15 protein-coding genes are annotated in these 13,160 nt (G+C 66.3%); 9 read left to right on the top strand and 6 right to left on the bottom strand.

The genetic code is table 11. From position 1 onward, the window contains the following. Nucleotides 1-17: 17 nt before the first annotated feature. The gene (locus tag NA11_RS26925) at nt 18-884 is read right to left on the bottom strand and encodes a hypothetical protein (protein ID WP_069164796.1); all 867 of its coding nucleotides are present in this window, start codon (nt 882-884) and stop codon (nt 18-20) included. 173 nt (nt 885-1,057) lie between these two features. Here NA11_RS26925 and NA11_RS26920 point away from each other — a divergent pair, with 173 nt between their 5' ends. After that, complete coding sequence (locus tag NA11_RS26920) at nt 1,058-1,609, top strand: dihydrofolate reductase family protein (RefSeq protein ID WP_069164834.1); 552 nt, start codon at nt 1,058-1,060, stop codon at nt 1,607-1,609. A 129-nt stretch (nt 1,610-1,738) separates the two neighbouring features. On the opposite strand, the gene NA11_RS26915 is transcribed toward NA11_RS26920, so the two are convergent. Both NA11_RS26915 and NA11_RS26910 read right to left on the bottom strand, forming a co-directional pair. After that, nucleotides 1,739-2,017, bottom strand: coding sequence for a hypothetical protein (locus tag NA11_RS26915; protein ID WP_069164795.1), 279 nt, complete (start codon nt 2,015-2,017; stop codon nt 1,739-1,741). Between the two features lie 29 nt (nt 2,018-2,046). Then, on the bottom strand, nt 2,047-2,364 hold the full coding sequence (locus NA11_RS26910) for a hypothetical protein (RefSeq protein ID WP_069164794.1): 318 nt from the start codon (nt 2,362-2,364) through the stop codon (nt 2,047-2,049). Nucleotides 2,365-2,612: 248 nt separating this feature from the next. On the opposite strand from NA11_RS26910, the gene NA11_RS26905 reads away from it, so the two are divergent. The 3 genes from NA11_RS26905 (at nt 2,613) to NA11_RS26895 (ending at nt 4,646) form a co-directional block, all read left to right on the top strand. Then, a complete protein-coding gene (locus NA11_RS26905) occupies nt 2,613-3,116 on the top strand; it encodes a CAP family protein (RefSeq protein ID WP_084655097.1) in 504 nt (167 codons plus the stop codon). 128 nt (nt 3,117-3,244) lie between these two features. Beyond that, the gene (locus NA11_RS26900; protein ID WP_069164793.1) at nt 3,245-3,976 is read left to right on the top strand and encodes a tyrosine-protein phosphatase; all 732 of its coding nucleotides are present in this window, start codon (nt 3,245-3,247) and stop codon (nt 3,974-3,976) included. 220 nt (nt 3,977-4,196) lie between these two features. Then, nucleotides 4,197-4,646 carry a DUF4189 domain-containing protein gene (locus NA11_RS26895; protein WP_069164792.1) on the top strand — a complete coding sequence of 150 codons (450 nt, stop codon included), beginning with the start codon at nt 4,197-4,199 and terminating at the stop codon, nt 4,644-4,646. Nucleotides 4,647-4,750: 104 nt separating this feature from the next. Here NA11_RS26895 and NA11_RS26890 read toward each other — a convergent pair whose 3' ends face one another. Both NA11_RS26890 and NA11_RS26885 read right to left on the bottom strand, forming a co-directional pair. Further along, nucleotides 4,751-6,277, bottom strand: a complete 1,527-nt coding sequence (locus NA11_RS26890; RefSeq protein WP_069164791.1) for an MFS transporter — start codon at nt 6,275-6,277, stop codon at nt 4,751-4,753. 120 nt (nt 6,278-6,397) lie between these two features. Beyond that, complete coding sequence (locus NA11_RS26885) at nt 6,398-6,952, bottom strand: TetR family transcriptional regulator (RefSeq protein WP_069164790.1); 555 nt, start codon at nt 6,950-6,952, stop codon at nt 6,398-6,400. A gap of 39 nt (nt 6,953-6,991) precedes the next feature. On the opposite strand from NA11_RS26885, the gene NA11_RS26880 reads away from it, so the two are divergent. Next, on the top strand, nt 6,992-8,236 hold the full coding sequence (locus NA11_RS26880) for a KasA/KasB family beta-ketoacyl-ACP synthase (protein WP_069164789.1): 1,245 nt from the start codon (nt 6,992-6,994) through the stop codon (nt 8,234-8,236). A 52-nt stretch (nt 8,237-8,288) separates the two neighbouring features. Beyond that, on the top strand, nt 8,289-9,167 hold the full coding sequence (locus NA11_RS26875) for a thioesterase family protein (RefSeq protein WP_084655096.1): 879 nt from the start codon (nt 8,289-8,291) through the stop codon (nt 9,165-9,167). A gap of 8 nt (nt 9,168-9,175) precedes the next feature. On the opposite strand, the gene NA11_RS26870 is transcribed toward NA11_RS26875, so the two are convergent. Next, nucleotides 9,176-9,823: a TetR/AcrR family transcriptional regulator gene (locus NA11_RS26870; protein ID WP_069164788.1), complete on the bottom strand. Its 648-nt coding sequence runs from the start codon at nt 9,821-9,823 to the stop codon at nt 9,176-9,178. An 89-nt stretch (nt 9,824-9,912) separates the two neighbouring features. On the opposite strand from NA11_RS26870, the gene NA11_RS26865 reads away from it, so the two are divergent. The 3 genes from NA11_RS26865 (at nt 9,913) to NA11_RS26855 (ending at nt 13,120) form a co-directional block, all read left to right on the top strand. Then, on the top strand, nt 9,913-10,998 hold the full coding sequence (locus tag NA11_RS26865; RefSeq protein WP_069164787.1) for an epoxide hydrolase family protein: 1,086 nt from the start codon (nt 9,913-9,915) through the stop codon (nt 10,996-10,998). A 182-nt stretch (nt 10,999-11,180) separates the two neighbouring features. Beyond that, nucleotides 11,181-12,317: an epoxide hydrolase family protein gene (locus NA11_RS26860; RefSeq protein ID WP_069164786.1), complete on the top strand. Its 1,137-nt coding sequence runs from the start codon at nt 11,181-11,183 to the stop codon at nt 12,315-12,317. A 179-nt stretch (nt 12,318-12,496) separates the two neighbouring features. Beyond that, nucleotides 12,497-13,120: an NAD(P)-dependent oxidoreductase gene (locus NA11_RS26855; protein WP_069164785.1), complete on the top strand. Its 624-nt coding sequence runs from the start codon at nt 12,497-12,499 to the stop codon at nt 13,118-13,120. Nucleotides 13,121-13,160 lie beyond the last annotated feature (40 nt).

The raw sequence follows: 13,160 nt of genomic DNA, 5'->3' as shown, positions 1-13,160 counted from the left end.
GTGCGCGGGAACCACTTTCAGCCGCGCCGCATGATGTCGAGCAGCGACTCGAGGTGATCGGCGGGGACGACCTCCATGAGTTCGCCCGCACCCTGGATGGTGGCGGCGATGTCCACCGTGATTCGGTTGCGCCACCAGTAGATTGCGCGGCTGATCGGCCGCACCTCGGCTTCACCCGCGACCAATAGTTGGGCGAGCAGGCTTGTTCCGGCGAACACGGTTGGCCCGGTGATCGGGTGGATGAGCAGGTGGGTGTGGCCAGGGATGACCAGCAACGCGCCCCAGGGCCCGACTACCGGATAGTCGTCCAGCCAGCGCACGTGCGCGGTGACGAAATCCGAAGCCCCATAGAGCATCTGGATGTCCACGTCATCCATGCCATCGATCTCGGCGGCCATCAGATCGAGACCCCCGTCGGCGCGCGTATTCCCCTCCGCGATCTCGAACAGCTCGGATTCCTTGGCACCCCACGCCTGTGCCTGGGCATAGGTCACCGGCGTCATGATGTCGCCGAAGTCGACAAGCACCCGCTGCAACAACCCCGGCGCCACCAACCGGCGCACATCATTGATCAGCCCGCTGGTGCGCGCCGAGCAGAGCCGCGTCCGCAGCAGGGGCCGCACGAACGCCAGCCGCGACAGCTCGAAGTGATCGGCAACCAGATCCGCGATCTGCATGTCCAGCCGGTCCCCGACGATCGTCGCCCACAGTTGCCGCGGCGCCCGCGCCACTCGACGCTCCAACCGCGTACACGGCACCACCACGCGAAAAGACCCGCGCCCGGAGAACACGAACTCGTCCCCCGACTCCACACACCCATACCCATGCCGCAACGCCACCTCGTTGACCAGCAACTTCAGCAACCCCGCCGACGACTCACGCATGGCCCCTCGCTCTCGCCGAATCCAGCATCTCCAGTGTATCGAACATATGTTCGAGAGCAATCGGCTCGGGTTCCAGCGGGTTCGTGACGAAAAGGCACATCTGCCACCGCGACACGGCATCGGTCACTAACGTCCACCGATGAGTGGCGAGCTCGGAGGAGGTCTACTCGGTCATGAGGAAACTTATCTACGGCATCGGTGTGTCCATGGACGGCTACATCAACGACCGCGACGGCAGCATCGACTGGACCGACCCGGATGACGAACTGCACCAGTTCCACAACGACCGTTACCGCCAGATCGAGATCTCGCTGCACGGCCGCCGCCTGTACGAATTGATGGCCGAGCACTGGCCGCACGTGTCCGAGGATGCGCCGCCGATCCAGCGCGAGTTCAGCGAGCTCTGGACCGCGAAGCCGAAGTTCGTCTTCTCCAGGACGCTCACCGAGGTCAAGTGGAACAGCACGCTGGTCAGCGAGAACGCCGTCGAGGAGGTCCGCAGGCTCAAGGCAGCCGGTGACGGCGTCATGGAGGTCGGCGGCGCGAGCCTCGCGGCCTCGCTGATACCGCATGGGCTCATCGACGAGTACCAGATGTTCATCGTGCCCGTTGCACTCGGCGGCGGCACACCGTTCTTTCCGTTGCTGGACAAGCGCATCCGGCTCCGATTGGCCGAGACGCGGCAGTTCGACACCGCGCTGATGCTGCGCTACCTCGTCGACTGAATCCGGTTCGGTGCCCCAGGCGGGAGTCGAACCCGCTCCAGGCCGCTTTAGAGGCGGCTGCTCGGCCGTCGAGCTTCTGGGGCCGATCGGGGGTGACCGGCACGCTGCCGGCCACCCCATGATGACCGATCAGGCTGCGTCCGGATCGTCGATCCGGTCGCGCAGTTCAGCGTTCGCGATCGCGGCCCTGGCGGCTCGGTACTCCTCGGCCGTCAGGGATCGCCCGAGCTCGTCGAGCGTCCGCAGCACGAACCGTTGCGTGACGACGCGGCGGTTCAGCACGTCGAGCGCGGCGGCTTGCCGCCACACCTTGCGCTGCAGCCAGCGGGTGGCCGTTGGCAGGTCCCCGACGAGTTGGGCGCGCAGCGCGTCCCGCTCGGCGGCGAGCTCGACGAGCTGGGCGCGCAAATCGCTCAGCTAAGTATCGATGGAATCAGTCATGTTCTCACCTCCCCTCGTTCAGTGCAGGCGAGAGGGAGGTCGGCGACCAGCCGACGGGCGGCTGGTTCGAACGCGGCGGCGGTCAGCGCACCGTCGAGATCGGGCTCGTTGACTCTGACCAGCCGGTGACCGGCCGCAGCACCATCCGTGCACAGCCAACCGAGAGACAGCTCGTCAGGTGCGGCGAGCACCACCAACACGTTCGAGGTGGTGTGCCAGTCGACGACCAAGTCGGGATGCGCGATGGCGAAGTCGAGCGCGGCATGTGCCGCCTGGGCAACCTGTATCCCTGGCGCCAGATCGGCGCGGGTCACCAGGTAGAGGCGGCGGGGAGGAACCTAACGGTGTGGCATGAGTTCAATGGTAGCCCAAACCGGCCATCGTGCCGAGCCCCCCGATTCGGGGGCTTCAGTCCGCTCCGATCTCCGAAACGCAAGCGGCAGTGGGGAACTGGGGCGAAATATGACGATCGTATGAATCCTCCGTGCCAAATCCATTCCGAATGGCAGCATCTGGGTAGCCCCCACTGCCGATCGGGGGTGCGGATCTCGAAGGAGCCTCGATGAAGATGTCTTACGTCGCAGCCGCCGGCCTCTTGCTAGCCGGTGTCGTCGGTACGGTGCCCAATGCTGGTCCGGCCCAAGCAGATAGCTTGTCACAAGCGGACATTGATCACGTACTGGAGTTACACAACACCAAACGAGCCCAACACCACGCTCCGGCGCTGACATGGAGCGCCGAGGCCGCCGACTTCGCCCAGAAATGGGCGAACCGGTGCGAGTTCGAACATTCGCCGGACCGCAAGTACGGAGAGAACATCGCCTGGGGCTACCGCTCCTGGGACGAGGTGATGAAGGGGTGGGTCGACGACGAGGAACCCAAATACGACTACGACGCCGGCGAATTCTCCCCCGAGACCGGCCATTTCACACAGGTCGTATGGAAGGCAACCACCCAGATCGGCGTCGCCGTCGCCCAATGCCCCGACGGCCCGTTCTACGTGGCCGAATACTCACCCCCTGGCAACGTCCAAGGCCAGTTCAAGAAGAACGTCCTCCCCAAGTAACGACCCACTCACCACCGGGCTGACCGACCCCACTCGCACTTCGGCTCCCGGTGACTGTCGGGTGCGGCCAGGCCGAAAGTCTGGCCGTCAACCCGACCTCTAAGATCGACGGCAGCGAAGGGCGGGATATGCAGCGGCACATCGAGTTCGAACGACTACACAACTTTCGCGACCTCGGCGGCTACACCGCCGCCGACGGCCGAACGATCGCATGGGGCCGACTGTACCGATCCGACTCGCTAGGCAAGCTACGCGGCTCCGATTGGGACCGCTTCCTGGAGCTGGGTATCCGAACAGTCATCGACCTGCGCTATCCGTCAGAGATCGCGTCCAGAGGTGCGGTGCCGGAGCCGGAGCGGTTCACCTACGCCAACTTCAGCATCGAACACCGCCCCTACGACCAGGCGGCGATCGACCCCGCCGTCGACCCGTGGCGCTACCTCGCCGACAGATTCGCCGAGGTCGCCTCCGACGGTGTCGAAGAGATCCGCCAGGTGTTCGAAACTGTCGCCGACAGCGATGGACCGACGGTATTCCATTGCGCCGCAGGCAAAGACCGCACCGGCTTCATCGCAGCCATGGTGCTGTCCGCCCTCGACATCTCCGAAGACCAGATCCTGACCGACTTCGCCCTCACCGAACTCGCGACAGCACAGCTCATCGCCGAGTGGAAGGCCGCGAACCCGAACCGCGAACTCACCTGGCCCGGCTACGGCCGCGCCCCCGCCGCCGTCATGCGACTCGTCCTCGAAGACCTCACGGCAACCCACGAATCCACCTCGCGGTACCTCACCCGGAATGTCGGAATCGACCAGAAGGTCCTCGATCGGCTACGCGACCAGCTGTTGATCACCGGATAACCTTGCCCCGATGTACGTTCCGTGTTCGGTATTTCGGCGGACGCCGCTGGAGCGGGTCGACCAGGAGCTCGCGTGGTTGCCCGGTTTGCCGACTTGCCGGATGTGTTGGGGGCGTAGGATTTTCGGGGTTGTCTCCGTATGTGCACTGTTGTAGGTTCAACCGCCAGCACGGGGCTTTGCGTTTCAGCGGGCCCGGCTCGGAGAGGGAGTACCCGAGACAATGAACATCAAGCTTGCCGTTGCTGCCACGTTCGCCGTGTGTGCGGCTGCCGTCTGTAGCGCCGCGCCAGCGTCTGCCTTCCCGGTCAATTGGGGTGCTATTTCGTTTTCGCCGGCGTCCGGAAGGCTCGGCTACGCAACCAATTTCCCGAGCGAGGATGCCGCTGTTCAAACAGCGAAGGCGAATTGCACGGGTGCGATCCACAGCGCGGGCTCCGGCAACTACGCGGCCGGCGATTGCGTCACCCCGGTGACGTTCACAGAAGGATGTGCCGCGGTCGCGGAGAGCAATCTCATTTGGGTCAAAGTCCGCATCATGGGCTTCGGCAAGGGCGCAACGCCCGAGGAAGCGGAGCGCAACGCCGTCGCCGACGTGAACCGCGTTGCCCCTGGCACTGGAAGTGCAGGCGCGACAATCGCGCTCCGGATCTGCAACCGGCCCACTGACTGACCGACGCGCCCTCGCACCCCGGGCGGTTGACAGCCCACGAGTGGCACATGGCTGTGGCGAATCGCGAGAAGAGCTCTCCATGGTGTGCCACTCGTGGAAATCGTTCAGTGAGAGCCGGTGATGCGGAACCCTTTGGGCACCAAAAGCACTGCGATGACGGCGACGGTCGCGACGAGGGCGGCTGAGACGTAGGAGGTGGTGGTGAGGGCGACGTCGAAGGCGTGGCGGGCGGCCTCGAGGACTTGATCTCGGGTGGCGTTGTCCAGGCGGCCTGCCACATCGACGGCGCCGCCGATGGATTCCCTTGCGTCGTCGAGGTTTTCGCCATGCAGTGGGAGTCGATCCATGTTCTCGGTGAAGATGCGGGCGTGGATACTGCCGAGCAGGGCAACACCGAGGCCGATGCCTAGTTCGTAGTTGGTCTCCGAGACGGCACCCGCTTGTCCTGCGCGTTCCGGCGGGACGGCGGAGACGAGGACTGCGGCGGCCGCGGTGATCGCGAGGCCGTCGCCGATGCCGAAGGACGCGAGGACCAGCGCGATGACCGGGTAGGTGGTCGGCTCCGGGCTCAGTGCCAGCACGAGGAACCCGAGCGCGAGTGCGCCGAGGCCGATGGCGAGCACGGCGCGGACACCTAGGCGCTGCATCAATGCCGGTGTGGCGAGCGAGGCGACCAGCAGTGTCAATGCCGAAGGGAGCGTGCGCAAGCCGGCCTCGGAGGGCGAATAGCCGTGGACGTACTGCAACCACAGCGAGATCAGGAACAGCGCGGCGCCGATGGCGAGCATCGCGAGCAGGGTGGCGAGGGCGGCGGCGGTGAAGGCGCCGTTGCGGAACAGTCGCACGTCGAGAAGCGGGTCGTCGGCGACGAGTTGGCGGCGGGCGAACCACGCCAGCAGCAGCACGCCGAGCGCAAGCACGGTCCAGTCGATCGGTGCGGCGGAACCTTTGGCGACGTGCTTGATTCCCCATGCCACGCTGACGATTCCGGCGATGGACAGCACAGCGGCCAGCCAGTCGAGCGAACCGGATTGCGGTGCACGATATTCCGGCAACAGCCAGGCGCCGACCGCGACGGTGAGCACAACGATCGGAACGTTCAACCAGAACGCCGACGCCCAGCCGAACTGCTCGACGAGCACGCCGCCGACGATCGGCCCGATCGTCGCGCCGGCCCCCGCCACGGCAGCCCAGATGCCGATGGCGAGGGTGCGCTCGCGCGCGTCGGTGAAGATGTTCCTGATCAGCGACAGCGTGGACGGCATCACCATGGCGCCGCCGATGGCGAGCAGCACCCGGCCCACGATCAGCTGCCATGAGCTCTGCGCCGTAGCCGCTACCACCGAGGCCACGCCGAAGAGCACAAAACCCGCGAGGAACAACAGCTTTCGGCCGATGCGATCACCGACCGCCCCCGTGGTGATCAGCAAACCGCCGAGCACCAGCCCGTAAACATCGATGATCCACAGCTGTTCCAGCTGCCCGACCTGAAGATCGGCGATCAGCGACGGCAGCGCGACGTTCAGGATCGTGGCATCCATCGCCACCAACAGCAGGCTGGCGCACAGCACGGCGAGCATCACCCACCGCACACTCCCGATCGTCGGCACCACTTCGGTGTCGTCACTCATCCCGGCAACCTCGCAGCCATACCCTCTCCTCGCTCGCCGAACCCTCCCGACTCAGCATTCACCGCCCGCTGGCAAACAACAAGTAACCGCGGCCGGGCACCGGCCGGTGCCGAGCCGGACTCAGACCACGTTCTGCTCGATCAGGCGGCGAGCGGCACGATCGGTGCGATCGACCTCACCGGTCACCAGACGATCTTGAAGAATGCCACGCAGGCCGGAAACCAAGAGCGTGGCAACGACTTCCGGGTCGTCGATGCCTGCCGCACGGAGGCCGTCGGCGAGGGCGGCGACGAAGGTGCCGATCGCCCCGGTGGCATAGTCGGCGTACGGGCTGTGCTCGGCGCAGGCCGCGCCGAGCACCTGCAGCATCACCCGGACGCTGATCTGCCCCTCGCCTGCGGTGTTGGACCGCCAGAAATCCCACAGGCGGGCCCGCAACGCCGCGGCGTCCGCGATGTCGGCAAACACCGCAGCCAGCTCGGGCCGCTGCGTCGCCAACGCCTGGACCAGCAGTTCTTCCTTGGTCGTGAAGTAGTGGATCAGCATCCGTGAGCTGGTGCCGAGCTCGGCGGCGAGCGGGCGCAGCGACAGCTCCGCCAGGCCGTGGTCGGCGATATAGCGCACGACGGCGGCGAGCAGGTCGGCGCGTTTGGCGTGATCGAGGGGGCGAGCCATGAGTTGACTGTAGCGACCGCTACAGGTATTCATGACATCGTGACTGTAACAATCGCTTCAGAAATTCCGGACTCCGTCGTCGTCACCGGCTACGCGGCCACCACCTCGCTGGCCGACGACATGGACGAGACCTGGTCCGAGCTGCTGCGCGGACGCAGCGGAATCGGCGAACTGACAGACGATTTCGTCACCGAGTACCGGCTCCCGGTGCGCATCGGCGGCAAGCTGAAGTCGCATCCCGGCGCGCAGCTGACCCGGATCCAGCAGCGCAGGCTGTCCTACGTCGAACAGGTCGCGCTGGTGCTCGGCCGTGCGGTATGGCGCCATGCGGGCACCCCCGAACTGGACGGCGAGCGGCTCGCCGTCGCCATCGGCACCGGACTCGGCGGCGGCGACGCGCTGATCGACGCGGTCGACGCGATGCGAGCCCAGGGGTACCGCAAGGTGTCACCGCTGTCGGTGCCGATGGTGATGCCGAACGGCCCCGCCGCCACCGTCGGCCTCGAAATCGGCGCCAAGGCCGGTGTTTTCGCGCCGGTGTCGGCGTGCTCGTCGGGCTCGGAGGCGATCGCGCACGCCTGGCGGCTGATCCGGACCGGCGAGGCCGACGTCGTGGTGACCGGCGGCGTCGAGGGCCACATCCACGCGGTGCCCATCGCGAGCTTCGCCATGATGCGCGCGATGAGCACCCGCAACGACGAACCGGAGCGGGCCTCGCGGCCGTTCGATCGCGACAGGGACGGCTTCGTGTTCGGCGAAGCGGGCGCGCTCATGGTCCTCGAATCCGAGCGGCACGCCAAGGCCCGCGGCGCGACGATCCACGGCAGGGTGCTCGGCGCGGGCATCACCTCCGACGCCTATCACATCGTCGCCTCCGAACCCGAGGGCATCGGCGCGGCCCGGGCCATGCGTAAGGCGATCCAGACTGCGGGCCTTCAGGTTTCGGATATCCAGCACATCAACGCGCACGCGACGTCCACCTCGATCGGCGATGCCTCCGAGGCCAACGCGATCGCGGCCCTCGCCCCGGACGCCTCGGTCTATGCGCCGAAATCCGCACTGGGACATTCGATCGGCGCGGTCGGCGCGCTGGAGTCGCTCGTGACGATGCTGACGCTGCGCGACCAAATCGTGCCGCCCACCCTGAATCTCGACAACCGCGATCCGGAGATCGACCTCGACATCGTCACCGGCGCACCGCGCCGACAGCGCATCGACTACGCGCTGAACAATTCGTTCGGCTTCGGCGGCCACAATGTGGCGCTCGCGTTCGGCCGAGCCTGAGCACCACAGACCCCCCGCCACGCCCGCACCCGTCATCTGATTTCGTGAGGACATGGGTAACGCACCGGGCACACCACCGTCAGCCGCAGGCGCGCCGTCGACGGCGCCCGAATCCGGCCCGAAGACCGAGGACAGTGGACCGACCGCCTTCTACCTGCCGGATCCGGCAGACCCGCAACGGTTTCTCTCGACCGAACTCACCAGGGGTCCGTGGTCGCCCGACGCACAGCACGCAGGCCCGCCCTCCGCGCTGCTCGGTTACGCGATCGAGCGCTGCGAACCACGCGAGGGTTTCCAGGTCGGCCGGGTCGCGGTGGAAATCTTGGGCCCGGTCCCGCTGGCGCCGCTGACCGTACAGACCCGCGTCGCCCGTTCCGGTCGCAGCGTCGAACTGATCCAGGCGACGCTGTCCACGGATCGCGGCCCCGTGATGCAGGCCAACGCTTGGCGTTTCAAGCGCGCCGATCCGGAACTCGCACTCACCGAACAGATTCTGCCGACCGGCACCCGCCCCGGCATCGAGCACGCGCACGGCTCGACGCCGTTCCCGTCGACCCAGCCGGTCGGGTTCCACACCGGCATCGAATACCGTTTCATCACTGGATCTTTCGTCGATCCGGGCCCGGCGATCTGCTGGATCCGCCTGAAATACCCGATCGTCGCAGGCACCGACCCGAGCCCGCTGGAACGCACGCTCGCGGCGGCCGACTCCGGCAACGGCGTCAGCGCGGTGCTCGATTGGAGCAGCTACCTTTTCATCAACACCGATCTCACGGTGACCCTGCACCGCCAACCCGTTGGCGAATGGGTGTGCCTGGACGCGGTCACCTATCCCCAGCCGCACGGCATCGGCCTGGCCGAGTCCGCCCTCTTCGATGAAAAAGGTCCACTCGGCCGCAGCACCCAAACCTTGTACCTGGCCAACCGCTGACCCGATTCCTAGTGGCGCCGCTCCCAGCGCCACGCGAACTCACCCGCCGCGGGCGGCGGACCCGGCAGGTCACCGTGTGCGGCAAGACCGGCAACAAGCATGGCGAGCACGCGACGGCGTAATTCCGTGCTGCGCGTGGGATTCGGCAATGTGATCGCCGCGCACGACTCCAGGATCAGGGCGAGATCCTGCGCATTCACCTCGGGCCGCAACCGTCCGGTGGCGTGTGCGCGGCGGACGATCTCCTCGGTCACCTCGGCCGAATGCAGGACATCGGGCAGGAAGGACTCGTCCGGTGTGAACGTGCCTGCCAGATGAACCGTCAGCGAGTGCACGTCGGCGTCGACGATTCGGGAAAGGAAGTCGACCAGCGCCTGCCACCCATCCGAATCTTCCAGCGCCGCATCGGCTTCCAGGTTGTACCTGCGGAGACCGTCCTGGCACAGCGTGCGAAGCAGATCCTCCTTGCTCGGATAGCGGCGGTAGAGCGCACTGATCCCGACGCCCGCGCGTTCCGCGACGGCGGCGATCGGCGCGTTGGCATCGGCCAGGAAGACGGCGCGGGCGGCGTCCAGGATGAGGCCATCGTTACGCGCCGCCTGCGCCTTGCGACCGGGCAGGGCCTTCTGAGCTGGGATATCGGATGTCTTCGCCATGAATCGAGGATAGCACTTGAAACGGAATGATCCGTTCTGCTACGGTTTCAAACAGAACGAAGCATTCCGTTTCAAAAAGGAGCAACCCGATGACCACCATCACCCCCTTCCGCATCAACGTCGACCAGGCCGACCTCGACGACCTGCAGGATCGACTGGCGCGCACCAGGTGGGCGGATCAGATCCCGGGCTCGGGCGACACCTACGGCGTGAGCGTGGACCGGGTGCGGCACCTGGTGAACTACTGGCGCGACGGCTTCGACTGGCGCGAGGTCGAGGCGAAGCTCAACGCGTACCCGCAGTTCACAACTGAGATCGATGGGCAAAACATCCACTTCCTGCACGTGAAGTCCGACCGGGACAATGCCTTTCCGCTGATCCTCACGCACGGCTGGCCCGGCACCTTCGTCGAGTTCCTCGGCGTGATCGCACCACTCACGGCGGCGGGCTACGACCTGGTGATCCCCTCGGTGCCGGGGTACGGATTCTCCGGCACGACCACGGATGCCGGCTGGAACGACACCAGGATCGCCAAGGCATGGGCGGAACTGATGAGCAGGCTCGGCTACGAGAAGTACGGCGCCGTCGGCAACGACGGCGGTGCGCAGATCTCTCCCGAACTCGGCAGGGTGGATCCGGAACACGTGGTGGCCGTGCAGGTTTCGCAGGTGTACGCATTCCCCACCGGCGACCCGGCCGAGCTGGCCGACCTCACCGACGAGGAGGCGCAGTCACTGGCGACGCTCGATTGGTTCGTCAAGAACAAGATGGGCTTCAACATCCTGCAGTCCCAGCAGCCGCAGACCCTGGCCCACGCCATCATGGATTCGCCAGCGGGCCTGGTCGGCTGGAACGGCCAGCTGCTCGGACCCGACCTGGACGACGACTTCGTCCTGACCAACATCGCGATCCACTGGCTCACCGGCACGGCGGGCTCCGCGATTCGGCACTACTTCGAGAAGAGCCGGGCCGAGCAGCCGACCGGGCCGACCACGGTCCCGCTCGCATTGTCCGGGTCGGTCGGCGACTTCCACGGCATCCGCCGGTTCGCGGACCGGGATCACAGCAACATCGTGTCGTGGCGGACCCACGAGGTGTACACCCACTACCTGCACCACGTCGCGCCCGAGTTGATGGCGGACGAGATCACCGAGTTCTTCGGACAGTACCGGTAGTCGGCGGGCAGCCCTGGAGGCCGCGCATCCTTCCCAACTCCGGGGAGGAAGCGCGGCCTTCATGCGTTCCCACCGCCCTAAGCTGCGAAAACAGAAAGTTTCAGACTCCTATTGAAACGGAATGATCCGTTCTGATAGAGTTTCAAACAGAACGAGACATTCCGTTTCAAGAGGAGATCGACATGACCGCCATCCGCCCCTTCCGCATCGACGTCCCCCAGCAGCAGCTCGATGATCTGGCCGACCGGCTGCGCCGTGCCCTGTGGCCGGACGAGCTGCCCGGCGTCGGCGACTCCTACGGCGTGCCGAAGGGGCGCGTGCAGGCCCTCGCCGAGTACTGGCTGGACAGCTTCGATTGGCGGGCGCTCGAGGCGCGGTTGAACGCTTACCCGCAGTTCACCACGGAGATCGACGGCGAGGAGATCTACTTCCTGCACGTCCGCTCGGAGCGCGAGGACGCGACCCCGGTGATCCTGACGCACGGCTGGCCCGGCTCGGTGCTGGAATTCCTCGACATCATCGGCCCGCTCACCGCGCCTGCCTCGGCGGACGACCCGGCGTTCCACGTGGTGATCCCCGGCCTGCCCGGCGTCGGCTTCGGCGGCCCGACGCACAGCACCGGCTGGGACATGCATCGCGTCGCCAAGGCCTGGCTCGAGCTGATGACCAGGCTCGGCTACCAGCGCTTCGGTGCGATCGGCAACGACGGCGGCTCGATGGCCTCCCCCGAGATCGGCCGCCTTGCCCCCGACCGGGTGGTGGGTGTCCATGTGACGCAACTGTTCTCGTTCCCGTCCGGCGACCCGGCCGAGTTCGTCGACCTGTCCGCCGAGGACATGGCGGCCCTTGGCCACCTGCAGTGGTTCCAGGACAACAAGATGGCCTTCAACATCTTCTGCTCGCAGCAACCGCAGACGCTCGCCTATGCGCTCACCGACTCCCCGGTCGGCCTGTTGGGTTGGAACGCACAGCTTTTCGGTGAAAGCCTGGACCCGGATTTCGTCATCGGCAATGTCGCCCTCTACTGGCTGACCGGCACCGCAGCCTCCGCGGTCCGGTACTACTACGAGTCGGCGCACAGCACCGAAGCACCCGAGGGCCCGACCACGACACCCACCGCGGTGGCCCTGTTCAAGGGTGATTTCCAGACCATTCGCCGGTTCGCCGACCGCGACCACAAGAACATCGTCCGGTGGAACTCCTACGATCCGGGTCTGCCCACCGGCGGCCCGAACGACGCGTCCGGGCATTACGCCGCGCACCAGGCGCCGAAGCTCTACGTCGGCGATATCCGGGAGTTCTTCGCCCAGCTCGACTGAGGCTGCCAAGCGCAGGAAACGGCCCGCATCCAGCCACCGGATGCGGGCCGTTCGCATGCTCCGGACACCCGAGACAGTCTCTTATGTCATCGAGACGCACGGCCATGGTTCGTCTCGCTCTCCGCTGTTGTACTTAATTCATCAACAGCACAACAGCTTTCGACAAGGAGAGAAACACCATGAAAATCGCAGTCTTCGGAGCCACGAGCACGGTCGGTCGCCTGGTCGTCGAGCAGGCCCTCGCCGAGGGGCACGAGGTCACCGCTTTCACCCGCAGTGCGGCAAGCATCGGACAGCGGCACGAGCGGCTGCATGTCGTGGAAGGCGATGTGCTGGACACGCATTCGGTGGAACGGGCGGTGACAGGACAGGACGCGGTGCTCGTCTCGCTCGGCGCAGGCCGCAAGGGCGTGATCCGGGCCGAGGGCACCCGTGCGGTGATCGAGGCGATGAACCGGGCCGGGGTGAAGCGGCTGATCGTGCAGACGACCCTCGGGGTCGGCGACAGCAAGCCCAACCTGAACTTCGTGTGGAAGTACTTGATGTTCGGGATGCTGCTGCGGGCGGCCTACGCCGACCACGAACTGCAGGAGGTGTACGTCCAGGCCAGCGACCTGGACTGGACCATCGTGCGGCCGAGCGCCTTCACCGACGGACCGCGCACCCGCGCCTTCCGCCGCGGCTTCCCCGGCGACGAAAAGGGCCTGTCGCTGAAGATCTCCCGCGCCGACATCGCCGACTTCATGCTCGAACAGCTGAACGACACGACCTACCTCCGCAAGGCCCCCGGCATCTCCAACTAGGCGCCGGCCGTGTCACGGCACCAGCCGGACCGACCCCCGC

Source organism: Nocardia altamirensis NBRC 108246, from assembly GCF_001612685.1.
GTDB classification, from domain to species: Bacteria; Actinomycetota; Actinomycetes; order Mycobacteriales; family Mycobacteriaceae; genus Nocardia; species Nocardia altamirensis.
The sequence above is the reverse complement of the archived record's forward strand: the minus strand, read 5'-3'. Positions and strand labels throughout refer to the sequence as shown.